Annotated in this window: 14 protein-coding genes; 8 read left to right on the forward strand and 6 right to left on the reverse strand. The window is 70.4% G+C overall.

Annotated features, from left to right (window positions below):
• Positions 1-57: 57 nt before the first annotated feature.
• Together rfbA and SERN_RS13480 are read left to right on the forward strand one after the other, a co-directional pair.
• Complete coding sequence (gene rfbA / locus SERN_RS13475) at positions 58-918, forward strand: glucose-1-phosphate thymidylyltransferase RfbA (protein ID WP_135850681.1); 861 nt, start codon at positions 58-60, stop codon at positions 916-918.
• Positions 915-2066, forward strand: coding sequence for an acyltransferase family protein (locus tag SERN_RS13480; protein WP_158292664.1), 1152 nt, complete (start codon positions 915-917; stop codon positions 2064-2066). Before rfbA ends, SERN_RS13480 begins: the two co-directional genes overlap by 4 nt.
• Here SERN_RS13480 and SERN_RS13485 read toward each other — a convergent pair.
• Both SERN_RS13485 and SERN_RS13490 read right to left on the reverse strand, forming a co-directional pair.
• Positions 2042-3112 carry an NAD-dependent epimerase/dehydratase family protein gene (locus SERN_RS13485; protein ID WP_135850683.1) on the reverse strand — a complete coding sequence of 357 codons (1071 nt, stop codon included), beginning with the start codon at positions 3110-3112 and terminating at the stop codon, positions 2042-2044. The two genes, SERN_RS13480 and SERN_RS13485, sit on opposite strands and share 25 nt — an antisense overlap.
• Positions 3109-4017: a glycosyltransferase gene (locus SERN_RS13490; protein ID WP_233251698.1), complete on the reverse strand. Its 909-nt coding sequence runs from the start codon at positions 4015-4017 to the stop codon at positions 3109-3111. Before SERN_RS13490 ends, SERN_RS13485 begins: the two co-directional genes overlap by 4 nt.
• Between SERN_RS13490 and SERN_RS13495 the strand changes: the two genes are divergently transcribed.
• Positions 4004-5398: a polysaccharide biosynthesis protein gene (locus SERN_RS13495; protein WP_135850684.1), complete on the forward strand. Its 1395-nt coding sequence runs from the start codon at positions 4004-4006 to the stop codon at positions 5396-5398. The two genes, SERN_RS13490 and SERN_RS13495, sit on opposite strands and share 14 nt — an antisense overlap.
• 12 nt (positions 5399-5410) lie before the next feature.
• Here SERN_RS13495 and SERN_RS13500 read toward each other — a convergent pair whose 3' ends face one another.
• Positions 5411-6319, reverse strand: a complete 909-nt coding sequence (locus SERN_RS13500; protein WP_158292665.1) for a glycosyltransferase — start codon at positions 6317-6319, stop codon at positions 5411-5413.
• A 50-nt stretch (positions 6320-6369) separates the two neighbouring features.
• Here SERN_RS13500 and SERN_RS13505 point away from each other — a divergent pair, with 50 nt between their 5' ends.
• The 3 genes from SERN_RS13505 to SERN_RS13515 are packed head-to-tail and all read left to right on the forward strand — an operon-like array spanning position 6370 to position 9691.
• Positions 6370-7155, forward strand: a complete 786-nt coding sequence (locus SERN_RS13505) for a glycosyltransferase (RefSeq protein ID WP_233251699.1) — start codon at positions 6370-6372, stop codon at positions 7153-7155.
• Positions 7152-7790: a hypothetical protein gene (locus SERN_RS13510; protein WP_135850686.1), complete on the forward strand. Its 639-nt coding sequence runs from the start codon at positions 7152-7154 to the stop codon at positions 7788-7790. The genes SERN_RS13505 and SERN_RS13510 overlap by 4 nt, the downstream gene beginning before the upstream one ends.
• Positions 7787-9691, forward strand: coding sequence for an LGFP repeat-containing protein (locus SERN_RS13515; RefSeq protein WP_135850687.1), 1905 nt, complete (start codon positions 7787-7789; stop codon positions 9689-9691). The genes SERN_RS13510 and SERN_RS13515 overlap by 4 nt, the downstream gene beginning before the upstream one ends.
• A gap of 80 nt (positions 9692-9771) precedes the next feature.
• Here SERN_RS13515 and rfbB read toward each other — a convergent pair whose 3' ends face one another.
• Complete coding sequence (gene rfbB / locus SERN_RS13520) at positions 9772-10764, reverse strand: dTDP-glucose 4,6-dehydratase (protein ID WP_135850688.1); 993 nt, start codon at positions 10762-10764, stop codon at positions 9772-9774.
• Between the two features lie 108 nt (positions 10765-10872).
• Between rfbB and SERN_RS13525 the strand changes: the two genes are divergently transcribed.
• Positions 10873-11616, forward strand: a complete 744-nt coding sequence (locus SERN_RS13525) for a glycosyltransferase family 2 protein (protein WP_135850689.1) — start codon at positions 10873-10875, stop codon at positions 11614-11616.
• The gene (locus tag SERN_RS13530; protein ID WP_135850690.1) at positions 11613-12011 is read left to right on the forward strand and encodes a DUF2304 domain-containing protein; all 399 of its coding nucleotides are present in this window, start codon (positions 11613-11615) and stop codon (positions 12009-12011) included. The genes SERN_RS13525 and SERN_RS13530 overlap by 4 nt, the downstream gene beginning before the upstream one ends.
• On the opposite strand, the gene SERN_RS13535 is transcribed toward SERN_RS13530, so the two are convergent.
• Complete coding sequence (locus SERN_RS13535) at positions 12008-14023, reverse strand: DUF6541 family protein (protein ID WP_135850691.1); 2016 nt, start codon at positions 14021-14023, stop codon at positions 12008-12010. The genes SERN_RS13530 and SERN_RS13535 overlap by 4 nt on opposite strands.
• A gap of 61 nt (positions 14024-14084) precedes the next feature.
• A complete protein-coding gene (locus tag SERN_RS13540) occupies positions 14085-16118 on the reverse strand; it encodes an acyltransferase family protein (protein WP_158292666.1) in 2034 nt (677 codons plus the stop codon).
• Positions 16119-16122 lie beyond the last annotated feature (4 nt).

A 16122-nucleotide genomic window follows, 5' to 3' on the forward strand; every position in this document is an offset into this window, starting at 1 on the left:
CGCCGCGCGCGGACCGGCGCCGGGCGCGCACCCGCCCGCATGGGCCAGACTGTCCTCATGAAGGGCATCATCCTGGCCGGTGGATCCGGCACCCGACTCCACCCGATCACGCAGGGCGTGAGCAAGCAGCTCGTCCCCGTGTACGACAAGCCGATGATCTACTACCCGCTGACGACGCTGATGCTGGCAGGCATCAGGGACGTGCTGATCATCACGACCCCGCACGACGCGGAGTCCTTCCGCCGGCTGCTCGGTGACGGCTCGCAGTTCGGCATCTCGATCAGCTACACCGTCCAGGCCGAGCCCAACGGACTGGCACAGGCCTTCGTCCTCGGCGCCGACTTCGTCGGCATCGACTCGGTGTCGCTCGTGCTCGGCGACAACATCTTCTACGGTCCCGGACTGGGCTCGCAGCTCCAGCGGTTCTCCGACATCGACGGTGCCTCGGTGTTCGCCTACCAGGTGGCCGACCCGACGGCGTACGGAGTGGTCGAGTTCGATGCGGACAACCGCGCGATCTCCCTCGAGGAGAAGCCCGCCCACCCGAAGAGCGACTACGCGATCCCCGGCCTGTACTTCTACGACAACGACGTCGTGGCGATCGCCCGTGACCTCGAGCCCTCCGCGCGCGGGGAGTACGAGATCACCGACGTGAATCGCGCCTACCTCGAGCAGGGACGCCTGGGGGTGGAGGTCCTGCCCCGCGGCACGGCCTGGCTCGACACGGGGACCTTCGACTCGCTCGCCGACGCCACCAGCTTCGTCCGCACGGTCGAGGCCCGGCAGGGCATGAAGATCGGCTGCCCGGAGGAGGTCGCCTGGCGTCGTGGTTTCCTCGACGACGACGGTCTGCGCGAGCGGGCCGAGAAGCTCGTCAAGTCCGGCTACGGCGAGTACCTGCTCAAGCTCCTCGCGTGAGCGCCACCACGAGTCCGACCTCGCTGCGCCCCGGTGCTGCGACTGCACCCGGACGCGCCTGGCTCCGACCCGTGGCGTTCGACCCCCGCAACAACAGTCTCAACCTGATCCGGTTGGTGCTGGCGCTCCTCGTCCTGGTCTCGCACACCTTCCCGATCGCCGGGTGGGGTGACGGACCGATGTACGCGGACGAGAACCTCGGCGGCTGGGCCGTCATCGGGTTCTTCGTCCTCTCCGGCTACCTGATCATGGGCAGCCGGGTGCGGACCGACGCCGGCACGTACCTGATGCACCGGGTCGCGCGCATCTTCCCGGCCTTCCTCGTGTGCCTCGTCGTCACGGCGCTCGCTTTCGCGCCCATCGGGTACTGGCGGCTGAACGGGACTCTGTCGGGCTTCCTCACCACGGCGAACACTCCAGCCAACTACGTCTTCGCGAACTCCTTCCTGCGCATGTCGGACTACAGCGTCGCCGGTACGCCCGGGGCGGTGCCCTACCCCGGTGCCTGGAACGGGTCCCTGTGGAGCCTGTACTTCGAGTTCCTGTGCTACATCGTCGTGGGCCTGCTCGCCTTCGTCCCGCTGGTCCGCCGGTCCGCGTGGGGGATCGCGGTCGCCTTCGTCCTCAGTGTCGTCGCACAGATCAGGGTCGGCGACGTGGTGGCACTCTTCGGCGGCAACGGTGAGATTCCGCTCCTCGCCAAGCTCCTCCCCTACTTCCTGGGTGGCGCGCTGCTGTACATGCTCAAGGACAGGATCCGGTTCTCTGCACCGTTCGGGCTCCTCGCCGCCGGTGTCTCGTTCGCGACGATCTCGCTGGTGCCGTCCTGGGGTGGCCAGCTGGTGGCCCCGCTCGTGGCCTACGCCCTGCTGTGGGTCTCCCTCGTGCTGCCGGCACCGCGCGTGATCCTGCGCAACGACGTCTCCTACGGGGCGTACATCTACGCGTTCCCCGTCCAGCAGATGGTCGTGATCTTCGGTGGGCACACGCTCGGTCTCGTGCCCTACGTCCTGATCTGCACCGCCTTCACCGCCGTTCTCGCCACCGCCAGCTGGCTGCTCGTGGAGCGGCCGGTGATGCGTCGGGTGCGCCGCGGGACGCCTTCCCCCGCGCCGACGGCGGCTCAGGCCGCCGTGACTCCGGGCTGAGCGTCGATCCAGCGAGCCAGTCGCTCGACACCCTCCTCGAGGGAGAACCGGGGGCGCCATCCGAGCGCCGCCGTGGCCGGCGCGGTCTCCGCCCAGGCGTGCCGGACGTCCCCGTGCCGGAACTGACCAGTGACGTGAGGTGCCGGAGCGCCGTACCGACGCGCGATCAGGTCGGCGGCGGCCCCGATCGTCTGGGTCTCACCCGAACCGATGTCGAGGGGTGCCGCAGCGACCTCCTGCGCCGTCACCGCCGCAACGACCGCGTCGACGACGTCGTCGATCAGCACGAAGTCGCGACGCACTCGTCCGTCCTCGAAGAGCGGGATCGACCGGCCGCCCATCGCCATCCGGCAGAAGAGGGACATGATCCCGGTGTACGGGTTGGTCAGCGACTGCCCCGGTCCGTAGACGTTCTGCAGTCGCAGCACGGCGACCTCGACGCCGAGTGCCCGGCCCCAGACGCCGAGGAGCTGCTCCTGAGCGAGCTTGGTCGCCCCGTACACGCTGACGGGTAAGGGCGCGACGCTGCGGGCGTCCATCGCCGTCGGGCGGAGGCCGGGGAAGTCCCACTCCCCCTCCGTCAGCATGGTGTCGCCCCGCTGGCCCGGGTACGTCGTGGATCCGTCGGCGTCGATCCACGCACCCTCGCCGTAGACGGCCCGCGAGCTCGTCAGCACGATCCGCGAGGGCCCCGCGCCGGCTCGGCCGAAGGCGTCGAGCATCTGGGTGGTGCCCACCACGTTCACCGACGCGTGCCTCGTCGCCTCGTCGAGGGACTGTCCTGTGCCCGTCTCTGCGGCCAGGTGCAGGACGACGTCGGGCGCCACGTCCTGCAGGAGGTGGTCCCAGACCGACGCGACCGTGACGTCGCCGGTGACGAGGCGCACGCCCTCGGGCAGGGCGGCGGGCCGATCACGGGTCGAATGGACCTGGGGGTGCAGGTTGTCCAGGGCGACGACGTCGTACGTCCGAAGGAGCTCCGGTGCCGCGGCCGCACCGATGAACCCGGCACCCCCGGTGACCAGGAGGGTGGGTCGGACGCTCATGCCGCTGCTCGCGCGTCGCCACGGCCGAGCGCGTGGGCAGCGAGCCCACGAAGCGCGGCGCCGTCCCGCAGCGCCAGCGCCCGCGGGGCGAGAGCCACCGCGTGGAGACGCGACGTGAGGTGCAGTCGAGCGGCGCGCTCGGCCCTGCGCCACCCCAGCGCCCGCATCTGCGCGGCCGCCAGCGCGAAGTAGCGCCGCTCCCCCGCGAACCGACGCCCGTCGATCAGCGTCGCCGACGAGGCGCTGGCGGAGTGGCGCCGGTAGCGGAAGGAATCGGTCGTGTCGAGCACGAGGCTTCCCCCGTCCCTGACGATGTCCACGACAAGGGCCAAATCCTGGATCAGCGGGAAGTCGTCCCGGAACGGGGTCCGCAGGAGTCGTTCGCGTGCGAACGCCAGGGACGGCCAGTACATCCAGTCGGCGCGCAGCAGACTGGCCGCGAGCTCCTCGCCCGCCAGCAGTCGGCGTCCGCGAGCTCGGGGCATCGTGAGCCGTTGCTTGACCGTGTCGGCGAGAGTCGTGCGCAGCTCTCCGGCCTCGTCGATCACCCGCACGCCGGGCTGGATCACGTCGGCGTGCGGGAAGGCGGCGTGCGCCGCGCGGATCGTGTCGACGTAGTTCGGGAGCATCACGTCGTCGCAGCCCATGAACACCACGACGTCCTCGGTCGCGTGGGAGAGGCAGACCCGGTAGTTCTCAGTGATCCCGCGGTTGGTCTCGTTCCGGTGGAACACGATTCGGCCGTCCGCGAGCGAGTCGAGCCACGGCTCGAGCCACGGGTCGGGGTAGCAGTCGTCGACCACGGTCATGCGCCAGTCCCGGTCCGTCTGGGCGATCACGCTCCCGACAGCGGCACGCATGTGGTCGGGGTCGCCCCAGTACGGCATCAGGATGTCGATCGTCACGGTCCAGGATCTCCTCTGGCAGCTCGTCGGCGTCTGCCCGCCGCACACCTCGTGCTCGGGCCAGATCGACTCTAGACCAGCGGCCCGGCCGCGCCGCGGGCTCGGCGCCCGGCGCCCGGCGCGGTGCGGCAGACTGCTGGACATGCGCGCGAGCACCCCACCCCCTCGATCCGACGCCGTGATCGGACGTCGCCAGGGCGCACAGGTCGGACTCGCCTCGGCGGTCGCCGCGGGCGTCGGCATGCTGGTGCTGCTCGCGTCGGCCCGTCTCCTGCCACTGACGGAGTCGACGGACTTCCAGACGTTCTGGGCCGCCCTGTTCGCCTGCTTCGGTGTGCTCAGCGGACTCTCGATCGAGGTGACACGGTCGGCGGCCACGGCCTCCGCCACACCTGCGCGCGGTCCGAGACTCGCCGTGGTCGCTCTCGTGGCCACCGTGGCTTGCCTGACCCTGCTGGCCGTCTCGTCGGCGTTGTGGGCCCCCTTCGTCTTCCCGCAGCACACGGTGATGTTCGCCGCCCTGCTCGTCCTGGGGGCGTCGGCCTACGCGGGTCACTCGACGCTCGTGGGCGCGCTGGCGGGCTCCGGGCGCTGGTCGACCTACGCCGCGACCATCACCCTCGAGAGCGCGGTGCGGGCCGCTCTCGTCGGTCTCGCGCTCCTCGTCGGTACCGGTCTGTTCGGCATGGCGGTCGGAGCGACGGTCGCTGCGGCGACGTGGCTGGCGGTCTGGCTGACCCGCCCGGCGGCGCGGGCCGCCCTCGCCGCGCGGGCCGACGTCGCCGCACCCGCACTCACCAGACGGATCGGCGCAGCTCTGGCAGCGCAGGGGTCCTCTGCGCTGCTGGTCGTCGGCTTCCCCGTCCTCCTGCGACTGACGACCGACGCGTCGGAGTTCGCCGCGGCCGCGCCGCTCCTGCTCGCCATCACGCTGACTCGCGCTCCCCTCCTCGTGCCCCTGAACGCCTACCAGGGCGTCGCCGTCGCGCACTTCGTCGCGCAGCGGGAGCGGGGACTCGCTGCGGCAGCCCGCCCCCTGGCCGCCGTCGCCGGTGTCGGTGCGGTCGGAGCGGGGCTCGCGCTCCTCGTCGGCAGCCCCCTCCTGCGCCTGCTCGGCGGGCCGGACTTCGTCGTCCCGGGCACCGTGCTGGCGGGTCTGGTTCTGGCCGCCACGGCCATCGCGCTGCTCACGCTGACCGGCGCTCTCACCCAGGCGCTGGAGCAGCACGCCTGGTATCTCGCGGGGTGGCTCGTAGCCACGGCCACCGCCGTCGCACTCCTGCTCACGCCGGGAACGATGGCGGGCCGCACGCTGCTCGCGCTGACGGTCGGCCCCCTCGCGGGCATCCTCGTCCACCTCGTCCGAGCCGCGAGGCGGTGAGGCCGCGTCGCGTCAGCGGGTCGGCTCGGGGCGTCTCCCGGTTTTGCCGCGCAACCCGTCCACGAGTCCGGCGCGCAGCTCGGCCAGGCGTGCGCGACGCCCCGGGGCGAGGAGGGTCGTGATCGCGACGTGCCGCACGTGCTTGGCCACGGCCGTGGCGGCCCATCCCGGACGCCGTCGCGCCCATCGCCGGAGCAGGATCACCAGGTTGCGCTGCTGGTAGTAGTACCGGAACGTCGACGCGACCGTCACGGGAACGGACCGCCCCAGCACCTCGACCGCCAGGGTCCCCCCGAGCTGGTGCCCCGTCGCCAGACCGGGAGCGACGAGACAGCGGGCACCCTCCTGGGTCGTCCGGAGGAAGTACTCGGTGTCGACGCCGTCGATGAACAGCGCCTCGTCGAGAAGTCCCAGCTTCTCGAGCACGTCCCGGGGGACGAGGAGACCCGACTGGATCGGCTCGCGGGCGAGGACGAAACCGGACAGCTCGCCGCTGCGGTTCGAACGCAGGCCTCCCGCGAACTCCGGTGCCACGCTGCCGACGCGGATACCGGCTGTCCGCGCCTCGTCGGCGAGGGACACGAGGATCGCGACGTAGCCGGCCGGAAGCGTGGAGTCCTGGTCCATCGTGAGGACGTAGGAGGTGTCGGGGTCGGCGAGCGCGTCGCGGATACCCGCGTTGAGCGCCGCGCCGATGCCGGAGTTCCGTGGCAGACGGACGACGCGTGCACCGAGACCCTCGACCGCGTCCAGCGTCGCGTCCACGGATCCGTCGGCGGGTGAGCCGTCGTCGACCACGACGACACTCGACTGGCCGATCGCGGAGCGCACCGCCTCCACGAGGGACGACCCCGGCGCGAAGGCGGAGACGACGGTCACGACAGCGGCGTCGGACGGCGAGTTGTCAGCGTTTTCGGGCATCCCGGGAGCGTACACTCGGGCTTCCGACATCCCGACCCATTGGAGTGTGGATGCCCCACGCTGCGCGCAGCGCCGTGTCCGTGTGCATGGCTGCGTACAACGGAGAGCGTCACATCGAGGAGCAGATCGGGTCGATCCTGGCCCAGCTCGGTGCTGACGACGAGCTCATCATCGTCGACGACCGGTCCACCGACGGAACCCGCGACGTGGTCCGAGGGATCGACGACGAGCGGATCCGCCTGGTGGCGCGAGACGTCAACCTCGGGTACGTGCGGACGTTCGAGGAGGCCGTGGGCCTCGCGACCCGGCCACACATCCTGCTCACCGACCAGGACGACGTCTGGCTCCCCGGGCGGGTGGAGGCGATGTCGGCGGCTCTCGAGCTCACCGACGTCGTCGCGACCAACCTCGGCACGCTGGGCGGACCCGAGAAGCTCCGCGGACCGTTCGGTCAGAACGACTGGCGCCTGCGCGCCGACGACTCGCGCCACCACGGGCGCAACATCCTCGGCATCCTCCTCGGAGACCGGCCCTACTACGGCTGCGCCATGGGCCTGCGTCGATCCGTTCTCCCCCTGGTCCTGCCGCTCCCCTCCTTCCTGCACGAGTCGCACGACCTCTGGCTCGCCCTGGCGGGGAACGTCCAGGGCTCGATCACCCACCTCGAGATCCGGTCGCTCGAACGACGACTCCACGACTCGAACCAGACCCCGGAACGCCCCAGGGGACCCGGCGCCGTCGTGCGCTCACGTCTCGTCCTCGTCCAGTGCCTGCGCGTCCTTCGCACCCGTCGCCGTGTGCTCCGCGACCGCGCCAACGAAGGGATCCACCCGTGATCGTTCGATCTTCCCTCCGCATCGTGCGGGCCGTGGGGGTGGCGGGCCTGGCGCTCGCCCTCGTCGCCGGTTGCACGGCACCCCAGCCGACGTCGGGCGAGCCGGCGAACCCGGACGCCTCGGCCACCTCGTCGGCGAGCCCGTCAGGCCCGGCGTCCGACTACCCGAGCCCGACACCGACCTCCGCCGAACCGACGTCGTCGGCCCCCACGGCCGACCCCACCCAGAGCTCGTCGCCGGACGACCCGTCGGCGACGCCGACGGAGACCGCCGGGGAGGAGGGCAGCTCCGGTTCCTCACCGTCGCAGGAGCCGACGCAGTCTCCTCCGCCCACCGGGGACGCCACACCCACGGTGGCTCCGGTCGTCTCCTTCGCGGAGGTGTCGTCCGGCACGCTCGTGGTCAACGCCCACGTCCCCGTCGTCGAGACCGGTGGGACGTGCGTCCTGACTGCGACTCGCGGGACGAACGAGGTGTTCCGGACGGTCTCGTCGTTCGCCGACGCGACGACCACGCTGTGCGACCCCTTCTCGCTCCCGCTCCCCTCCCCCTCGCGTGGCACGTGGACCGTCCAGATCGCCTACTCCTCCCCGCAGTCGACGGGGAGCACGTCCGTGGAGGTGACGGCCCCGTGACCGCGATCCGACGCGTGCTCACCGCGCTCGCCGCGGCCGTCGTCGCCGCCGTGGTGGTGGTGGCGGCACCCTCCGCTCCCGTGGCCGAGGCGGCGACCGGCTCCGACTTCCGCGCCGGAAACATCATCTCCGACGCGATGTTCTACGACTCGGGCTCGATGGGCGTGGCCGAGATCCAGCAGTTCCTGAACCAACGGGGCGCGAACTGCGTGGCTGGCGAGATGCCGTGCCTGAAGGACTTCCGGGAGAACACACGCACGTCGTACGCCCAGGCCGGGCTGTGCGACGGGTACCTCGGGCAGCCCAACGAGTCGGCCGCCCAGATCATCTACACGATCGCGAGATCGTGCCGCATCAATCCTCAGACGCTCCTCGTTCTCCTGGAGAAGGAGCAGAGTCTGGTGGCGCGCAGCCGTCCGACCGCCCGCTCCTACCAGATCGCGATGGGTTACGGCTGCCCCGACACCGCACCGTGCGACGCGGAGTACTACGGGTTCCAGAACCAGACCTACCGCGCCGCGCGGCAGTTCCAGGTGTACAAGGCCAACCCCACCCGGTACGGCTACCAGGCCGGACGCGTGAACTCGATCCAGTGGCACCCGAACGCGGCGTGCGGGAGCTCGCCGGTCTACATCGAGAACCAGGCCACGGCGGCGCTGTACATCTACACCCCGTACCAGCCCAACGCGGCAGCGCTGAACAACCTGTACGGCACGGGTGACTCGTGCTCCTCCTACGGCAACCGCAACTTCTGGCGCATCTACACCGACTGGTTCGGGAACACCGGTTTCCCCGTGATCGGTGCCATCCGCGCGGACTGGCAGGCGGAGGGCGGCGCCACGGGCTACTTCGGATCACCGCGGACCGCGGAGATCTGTCGGGCGGACGGTACGTGCGCCCAGCGCTTCGAGCGCGGCACCATCACCTACCGTCCCGGCAGCGGCATCACCCGCGTGATCGGATCGATGCACGCGAACTGGTGGACCGACAACGGGCCCACGGGGTACTTCGGGTACCCGCTGGGGAACGAGGTCTGCCGCGCCGACGGCTCCTGCGCCCAGCGCTTCGAGCGAGGCACCATCACGTTCCGGCCCGGTGTCGGAATCGTCAGGGCCATCGGTTCGATGAACGGGAACTGGTGGCTGGAGAACGGACCCACCGGGTACTTCGGCTACCCGCTGGGCAACGAGACCTGCCGCGCCGACGGCGCGTGCGCGCAACGTTTCGAGCGTGGCACCATCACCTTCAGGCCGGGCGGTGGCATCGTCCGTGTGATCGGCGCCACCAACAACAACTGGTCGCTCGAGAACGGACCTACCGGATACTTCGGCTACCCCCTGAGCAGCGAGGTCTGCCGCGCCGACGGCGCGTGCGCCCAGCGCTTCGAGCGCGGCACCATCGCCTACCGCCCCAGCACGGGCGTCGTCAGGGTCATCGGTGCCACCAACAACAACTGGTGGCTCGAGAACGGCCCGACCGGGTACTTCGGCCAACCCCTCAGCAGCGAGGTCTGCCGCGCCGACGGCGCGTGCGCCCAGCGCTTCGAACGCGGCACCATCGCCTACCGCCCCAGCACGGGCATCGTCAGGGTCATCGGTTCGATGCACGGGACGTGGTGGAGCGACAACGGGCCGACCGGCACCTTCGGGTACCCCGTCTCCCCCGAGGAGGGCGGCCCTGCGGCAAGCACCCTGCAGAGGTTCGACGGCGGTGCCTACTCCTTCACCGGCAGCCCCCAGGCCACCCGGGTGCGCGACGTCATCGCGAGCACGTGGCTGCAGAACATCGCCCGCCTGGGCTCCCCGACCGGCGAGGAGGTCGTGACGTCGGGGTCTCGTGTCCAGCGCTTCCAGACCGGAACGATCACGGTCGCGGCGGACGGCTCGGTCCGCGTGAGCTGACGCGGCCCCGCCGGTACGACGGAGGGCGGTGCACCCACCTCGGTGGGTGCACCGCCCTTCGTGTCGGGTGCGAGCGGTCCCTACTGCCCCTGGCTCGCGTAGGAGGCCTCGACCCGTGCCTTCTCCGGCCGCCACCAGTCCTCGTTGCTCCGGTACCAGTCCACGGTGTGCGCCAGACCGTCCTGGAAGTCGGTGTGCTGCGGCCGCCAACCCAGCTCGTCCCTCAGCTTCGAGGCATCGATGGCGTACCGCAGGTCGTGACCGGGTCGGTCGGTGACGTGATCGAAGTCGTCCTCCGGTCGCCCGAACGCCGCGAGAAGCTCCTGAACGACCTCGAGGTTCGACTTCTCACCGTCCGCCCCGATCAGATACGTCTCGCCGATGCGGCCGCCGTCGATGATGGCCCACACGGCTCGGTTGTGGTCGTCGACGTGGATCCAGTCGCGCACGTTGGCGCCGGCGCCGTAGAGGCGGGGCCTGATCCCGTCGATCAGGTTGGTGATCTGTCGGGGGATGAACTTCTCGATGTGCTGGTAGGGACCGTAGTTGTTGGAGCAGTTCGAGATGGTCGCGCGAAGACCGAACGAGCGGACCCAGGCGCGCACCAGGAGGTCGCTGCCGGCCTTCGTCGAGGAGTACGGGCTCGAGGGGTTGTACGGGGTGCTCGCCGTGAACTTGGCAGGATCGTCCAGCTCGAGGTCGCCGTAGACCTCGTCCGTCGAGATGTGGTGGAAACGGACGTCGTTGCGTCGCGCGGCCTCCAGCAGCGTGAATGTTCCCACGATGTTCGTCCGGACGAACGGTGAGGGGTCGTTCAGGGAGTTGTCGTTGTGCGACTCGGCCGCGAAGTGGACCACGAGGTCGGACTCCGCCACCAGCGGGTCCACGACGCCGGCGTCGGCGATGTCCCCCTCCACGAGTGACACGGACGCCAGATCCTGGATGGACCGGGCGTCGCCCGCGTAGGTGAGCGCGTCGAGAACGGTGATGTCCACATCCGGTCGCTCGTTCGCTGTCAGTCGGACGAAATTCGCCCCGATGAACCCGGCTCCGCCGGTCACTAGCACCTTCATCGCACATCCTTCGCAGTCTTCGGAGATGCTCACGATACTGGAGCACGTCCCGCCACCACGGCGTCGAGCATTCTGGCTCGCTGACGTCGGACGGCTACTATTGCCGGCATGCCCTCACCTCAGGCGGACTCGCTTCTCGTCATCGTCCCCGCCTGGAACGAGGAAGAGACCCTTCCGGCCGTGATCCGCGAGATTCGTGACTGCGCCCCCTGGGCTGACGTCCTGGTCGTGAGTGACGGATCCACCGACTCGACGGTTCGCGCCGCGGTGGCCGCCGGCACCCGGGTCCTCGACCTGCCGTTGAACCTCGGCGTGGGCGGAGCGATGCGCGCCGGGTACAAGTACGCGCTGCGCCACGGCTACTCCTACGCGGTGCAGGTCGACGCGGACGGACAGCACAACCCCAACGACCTGTCCCGGCTGCTCGACGCCGCGAAGGACCTCGGAGCAGACGTCGTGATCGGCGCTCGGTTCGCGGGACGGGGCGAGTACAGCGTGCGCGGACCTCGCAAGTGGTCCATGAAGCTCCTGTCGGTGGTTCTCTCCCGAGTCAACCGGACGAAGCTGACCGACACCACCTCGGGCTTCAAGCTGAGCAACCGCCGCGCGATCAGCGTGTTCTCCGCCAACTACCCCGCCGAGTACCTCGGAGACACGGTCGAGGCGCTCGTGATCGCGGCTCGGTCCGGACTGGTGGTCAGGCAGGTGGGGGTGGAGATGAGGGAACGCGCGGGCGGAACGCCGTCGCACAGTCCGCTCAAGGCCGCCGTCTTCCTGGGGCGGGCCGCGCTCGCACTTCTCATCGCCCTCACCCGGCCGAGCTCGGGCGACCGGGAAGGACACGACCTGTGACCGGCTACCTGTTCGCGATCGCGCTCTGCCTGATCCTCATCGCCTTCCTCGTCCACCTTCTGAGGACACGACGGCTCAGGGAGAAGTACGCGGGCCTGTGGATCGTGGTGTCTCTCGCCGTCGCGGTGATCGCCGCGTTCCCGGGGATCCCGGTGAGACTCGCCACCCTCGTGGGCGTGGAGCTGCCCGTCAACCTGTTGTTCGCGGTGGCTCTGCTCGTGCTCCTCGTGGTCTGCATCCAGCTCAGCATCGGCGTTTCGAGCCTCGACGAGCGAGTCAGAACCCTGACCGAGGAGCTGGCGCTGCTGCGTCTCGAAGCTGTCCCGGAAGAGGTGACGACCGCCGAGGGGGACGAGCCCTCTCAGCGCGGGGGCCCCGGAGAACACCGGCCCTAGCAGCCGGTGACCCCCCAGAGCTTGGCGTCGCCCACCTGGTCGACGAGCGTCAGGACGTCGGAGTCGGAGACATCGGTGAGCCCGTGGAAGCCGTTGTCGCCGCCGTGGATCTCGACGCGTCCGAAGTCCAGCACGTGCGTGACGCCCTCCCGCTCGACCGCCGCGCAGACCTCGGAACCGGGCTCGGCCGTCTGGAGCCCGTCGTTGATCAGGCGCATGTCCTGCGTGAAGGTCGTCATCGTGTGCGGGGCCGTCGTCGGGACGTCGGAGATGGCGTAGGCCAGCGACCCGCCGGTGAAGGGGTTGACGGCGATCCGGGAGCCGTCAGGAACGACCTCCGGCAGCTCCTCGATGAGGGCCAGCTCGTCCGACGTGACGAAGACCGAGTCGGGCTGGACCGCGTACCTCTCGCGCATGCTCGCGACGGCGACGCCGACAGCCGATCCCTGGGTTCCCGCGACGACCAGACCCAGGACGACGGCGCTCACCGCGTACGACACGACCACGCCCCAGCGGTCAAGGGTGAGGGATCGCAGCACGTCCGCCAGCCACAGCACCCCGGCCACCACGAGTGCGCCGGTGACCAGGGGCAGCGCTGAGGCGATGCGGTTGGAATCGTTGTACCAGACGCTCGTGATCGTGTCGCGGAGCCAGTTCGGCTGCATTCCCGAGACGATGATCCACAGCAGCCCCACGACGGCGACGCTCCCGAGGAACCAGACGGTCACAGCGCGCCGGCGCACGATCACCGCTGCACCGGCGACGGCCAGCACCGCGAGCACGACGGCCACGGGTCGCTGCATCCCCGTGGCCATCACGGCTTCGCCGATGGCCTGGGCAGCGGTCTGGTAGGGCTTCCAGAAGCGAGGATCGAAACCGGGGTTGATGGCTTGCCACAGGATCGGGTAACCGACCACCGCGATCGCGGTGACGCCCACCGCGGTGCCCCACGCGGCGATCCGTCGGACCGGGGTGGGTGAGATCCGAGGCGAGTCGGACCCCGACCGGGCACGTCCTCCGAGCCCCGCGCTCACGCAGCGGACGACGACCACCACGATGAGCGGGATCGCCAGCGCTGCCACCATCATCGCGGCGGAGGGGTGCGCCAGACCCGCGCCGAGAGCGACCGGGACGAGGAGGAGGGCGGCGGAGCCCGCGGCCGGCACCTGAGGCACGGCAGCTCGAACGAGGACGGCGGCGACCGACAGCGTGGCAGGAACGAGGGCGTAGCCGAGGAAGTTGGGGTACAGGACCCCGAAGTCGACCAGGAGGTACGGGAACGTCGCGAAGCCGGCCAGGCACGCGGCTGCCGCGACCACGGCCCACCGACGGATCTCGACCAGCACACCGGCCAGCGCCAGGAGGCCGAGCGGCCAGGCGACGGCGCCGATGGCGATGGTGACGGCGTTCGCGCTCGCCGGCACGCTGGCCGACGTGATGCTCTGGGTGAGGGAGACCACGCCGTGCCACGCGGCGGGGTAGAAGGACGCGGGCCCGCCCGCCGACGTCATCGTCCCGATGGTGAGGGAGGAGGCGTCACCCGTGTCGGCGATCCACTGGACGGCGTTCAGGTGGAAGTTGTTGTCGTAGGTCTGCGAGAACGCCTCGGGCGAACCGATGCCTTCGGCGAGCCGCCACGAGAGCAGCAGTGCCGCGAGCAGGACACCCGCCAGCACCGGCGCGTCCCGTCGGAGCGACCCTCGCCACGAGGTCACGGTCGCTGACGGGGACGGCGCTGCGATCAGGCCCCGGCTCCTGAGGAGCACGCGGATCCCGAGGACCGCTCCAGCCACGAGGACGGTCAGTCCGACAGGTGGCAGCACTCCCCAGGGAATGCCTGCCACCGAGGCGATGACGGCGCTCGTCGCCACGAGACCGACCGAGGCGGCCGGCGCCCAGACGAGGGACCAGTGCCCTCGCACCCCCGCCGCCCGGGTCATCGCCAGTCCGGGAAGGATCAGGATCGCCGTCGCCACGACGACGGTCGGGAGGAGCCCCATCCAGCTAGTCACGGTCGTCGATCCTCTTCTCGGTTCGGATGGGCAGGAGTCCCACGGGCTGTTCGATCGTGCATCAAGCGTCGATGGCGGGGCCGACGGTCGTCCACAGCGCCTGGCTCAGCGTGGTCGCATACGTGTCGGTCAGGTGGTTGTCACGGTAGACCAGGACGTTTCCCACCACCGAGTCGCACGACGTCGGACCACAGACGTGGTTCGTGAGATCCGCCACCACCGCCCCCTGCACCTCGAGGGCCGCCTCGACCAGAGGGTCGCGCTGGGACGCGGCCGCCGACCTGGTGAGCGAGCAAGCTCGCCCGGCGGCGACGCAGTCGGGTGGGCTGAACGGCATGTAGGGCGTGTCGCGCACCACCACGACCGGGATGGCTGCGTCGACCAGAATCTCCACCGTCTCCGTGTAGCCGGCGACCGCCGCGTCGAAGCTCTCCCAGTCCCAGCCGAGCGCCTCGCGGTAACCGAACGGCGTCATCGACGTGACCACGACGACGTCGGGAGGGTCGGCTGTCAGCAGGTTGAGGACGCGGTCGTTCTGGGCCTCGCAGTCACCGAGACCCACGGGCGCACGGACGGTGAAGGGACAGCCGTTGCGGAGGTATGCCGTGACCTCGAAGTGCTCCTGGTCCGCGAGAGCTGCGAGCGGGGTGCTGAGCACAGCCGCGTGGGAGTCCCCGACGAGGACGACCTGCACGGTGCTGCCGTCGTCACCGTAGTGACACGTCCGTGGGTCACGCCCGGGGTCGACCGTCGTGATGTCCTCGCTGATGCAGCCGTCGCGGAAGACGAGGGGAACGTCCTGGAGGGCGATCCTCGGGTCCGGGGCGACCGGCACCCCGCTGGGGACCGGGGCGCCGCCGAGAGCGAGCGCGCCCGGATGGTCGGAGGCGACGGTGGAGACCGAGGACGTCTGCATCTCGACGACGACGAGAGGTATCGCCCCCATCGCCGTGACGGACGCCGTGACGGCACCGCCGAGGAGCAGGACGTGACGCCTCTGACGCCGTCGCGCCGGCGTCGGGATCGCGAGTGTCGGACGTCGGAAGGGTCGCTCCACGAAACGCTCGGAGGCCCACGCCGCAATCAGGCTGGCCGCGATGACGACGGGGCCGCCCAGGAGTCCGAGCGTCGGCCCGGACACCGCGAGAGCCCCTACGACGATCGGCCAGTGCCAGAGGTAGAGGCTGTAGGAGACGTCCCCCAGCCACGTCAGCGGTCGCACACCGAGGACGACGGTCACTCCCCCGGCTCGCTCGACGGTACCCGCCGCCAGGAGCAGGATCGTGCCCACCACCGGGACCAGCGCCAGCACCCCGGGGAACGGCATCGACGTCGTCATCGTCGTCGCCGACGCCAGGACGAGCAGCACACCGACCACCCCGATCGACGTCGAGGCTGCACGGGTGAGCACCAGGCGCCGGAGCGCGAGCGCAGCCAGCCCGCCGAGGAGCAGCTCCCAGGCCCGGGTCACCGTGGAGTAGTAGGCGATCGACGCCGCCTGGGACGTCAGGACGACCGACAGGGTGAGAGACGCCGCCCCGAGGAGGGCCAGGACGGTGGCGACGGTCGGCAGCAGCGCCAGCCCGGACGATCTCACGAGGAGGGCGACGGCGATCATGACCACGGGCACGACGAGGTAGAACTGCTCCTCGACCGCGAGCGACCAGAAGTGCTGGAACGGTGACACGCTGGCGGTGGCCTGCGCGTAGGCGTCTGGTCCGAGCGCAAAACGCCAGTTCGCCACCTGCAGCGACGCCGCGATCGCGTCCCCGAGGTTCCGGCGGAGCTGGGAGTCCTCCAGGACGACGAGGCTGAGCACGACCGTCGCCACGATGGCGGCGCTCGCGGCAGGGAGCAGCCGGCGCACCCGGCGCACGTAGAAGCCCGGGATGTCGACGGTCCCCCTGCGCTCGACCTCGCGCGTCAGCGAGTCGATGATGAGGTATCCGGAGATGACGAAGAAGACGTCGACGCCGACGAAACCCCCGGGGAGCACACCCGGCCAGACGTGGTAGACGACCACGAGGCCGACGGCGAGCGCACGCAGCCCCTGGATGTCGGGGCGACGGCGGTCCCCGGGCCCGTCTCCCGGCACTGCT

The sequence above is a fragment of the Serinibacter arcticus genome, from assembly GCF_004786095.1.
Classification (GTDB): Bacteria; Actinomycetota; Actinomycetes; order Actinomycetales; family Beutenbergiaceae; genus Litorihabitans; species Litorihabitans arcticus.

Coding starts and splice junctions, on each gene's coding strand:
- rfbA (WP_135850681.1), top strand. CDS start 58: ATGAAGGGCATCATCCTGGCCGGTGGATCCGGCACCCGACTCCACCCG.
- SERN_RS13485 (WP_135850683.1), bottom strand. CDS start 3,112: ATGAGCGTCCGACCCACCCTCCTGGTCACCGGGGGTGCCGGGTTCATC.
- SERN_RS13495 (WP_135850684.1), top strand. CDS start 4,004: ATGTCGATCGTCACGGTCCAGGATCTCCTCTGGCAGCTCGTCGGCGTC.
- SERN_RS13500 (WP_158292665.1), bottom strand. CDS start 6,319: ATGCCCGAAAACGCTGACAACTCGCCGTCCGACGCCGCTGTCGTGACC.
- SERN_RS13505 (WP_233251699.1), top strand. CDS start 6,370: ATGCCCCACGCTGCGCGCAGCGCCGTGTCCGTGTGCATGGCTGCGTAC.
- rfbB (WP_135850688.1), bottom strand. CDS start 10,764: ATGAAGGTGCTAGTGACCGGCGGAGCCGGGTTCATCGGGGCGAATTTC.
- SERN_RS13525 (WP_135850689.1), top strand. CDS start 10,873: ATGCCCTCACCTCAGGCGGACTCGCTTCTCGTCATCGTCCCCGCCTGG.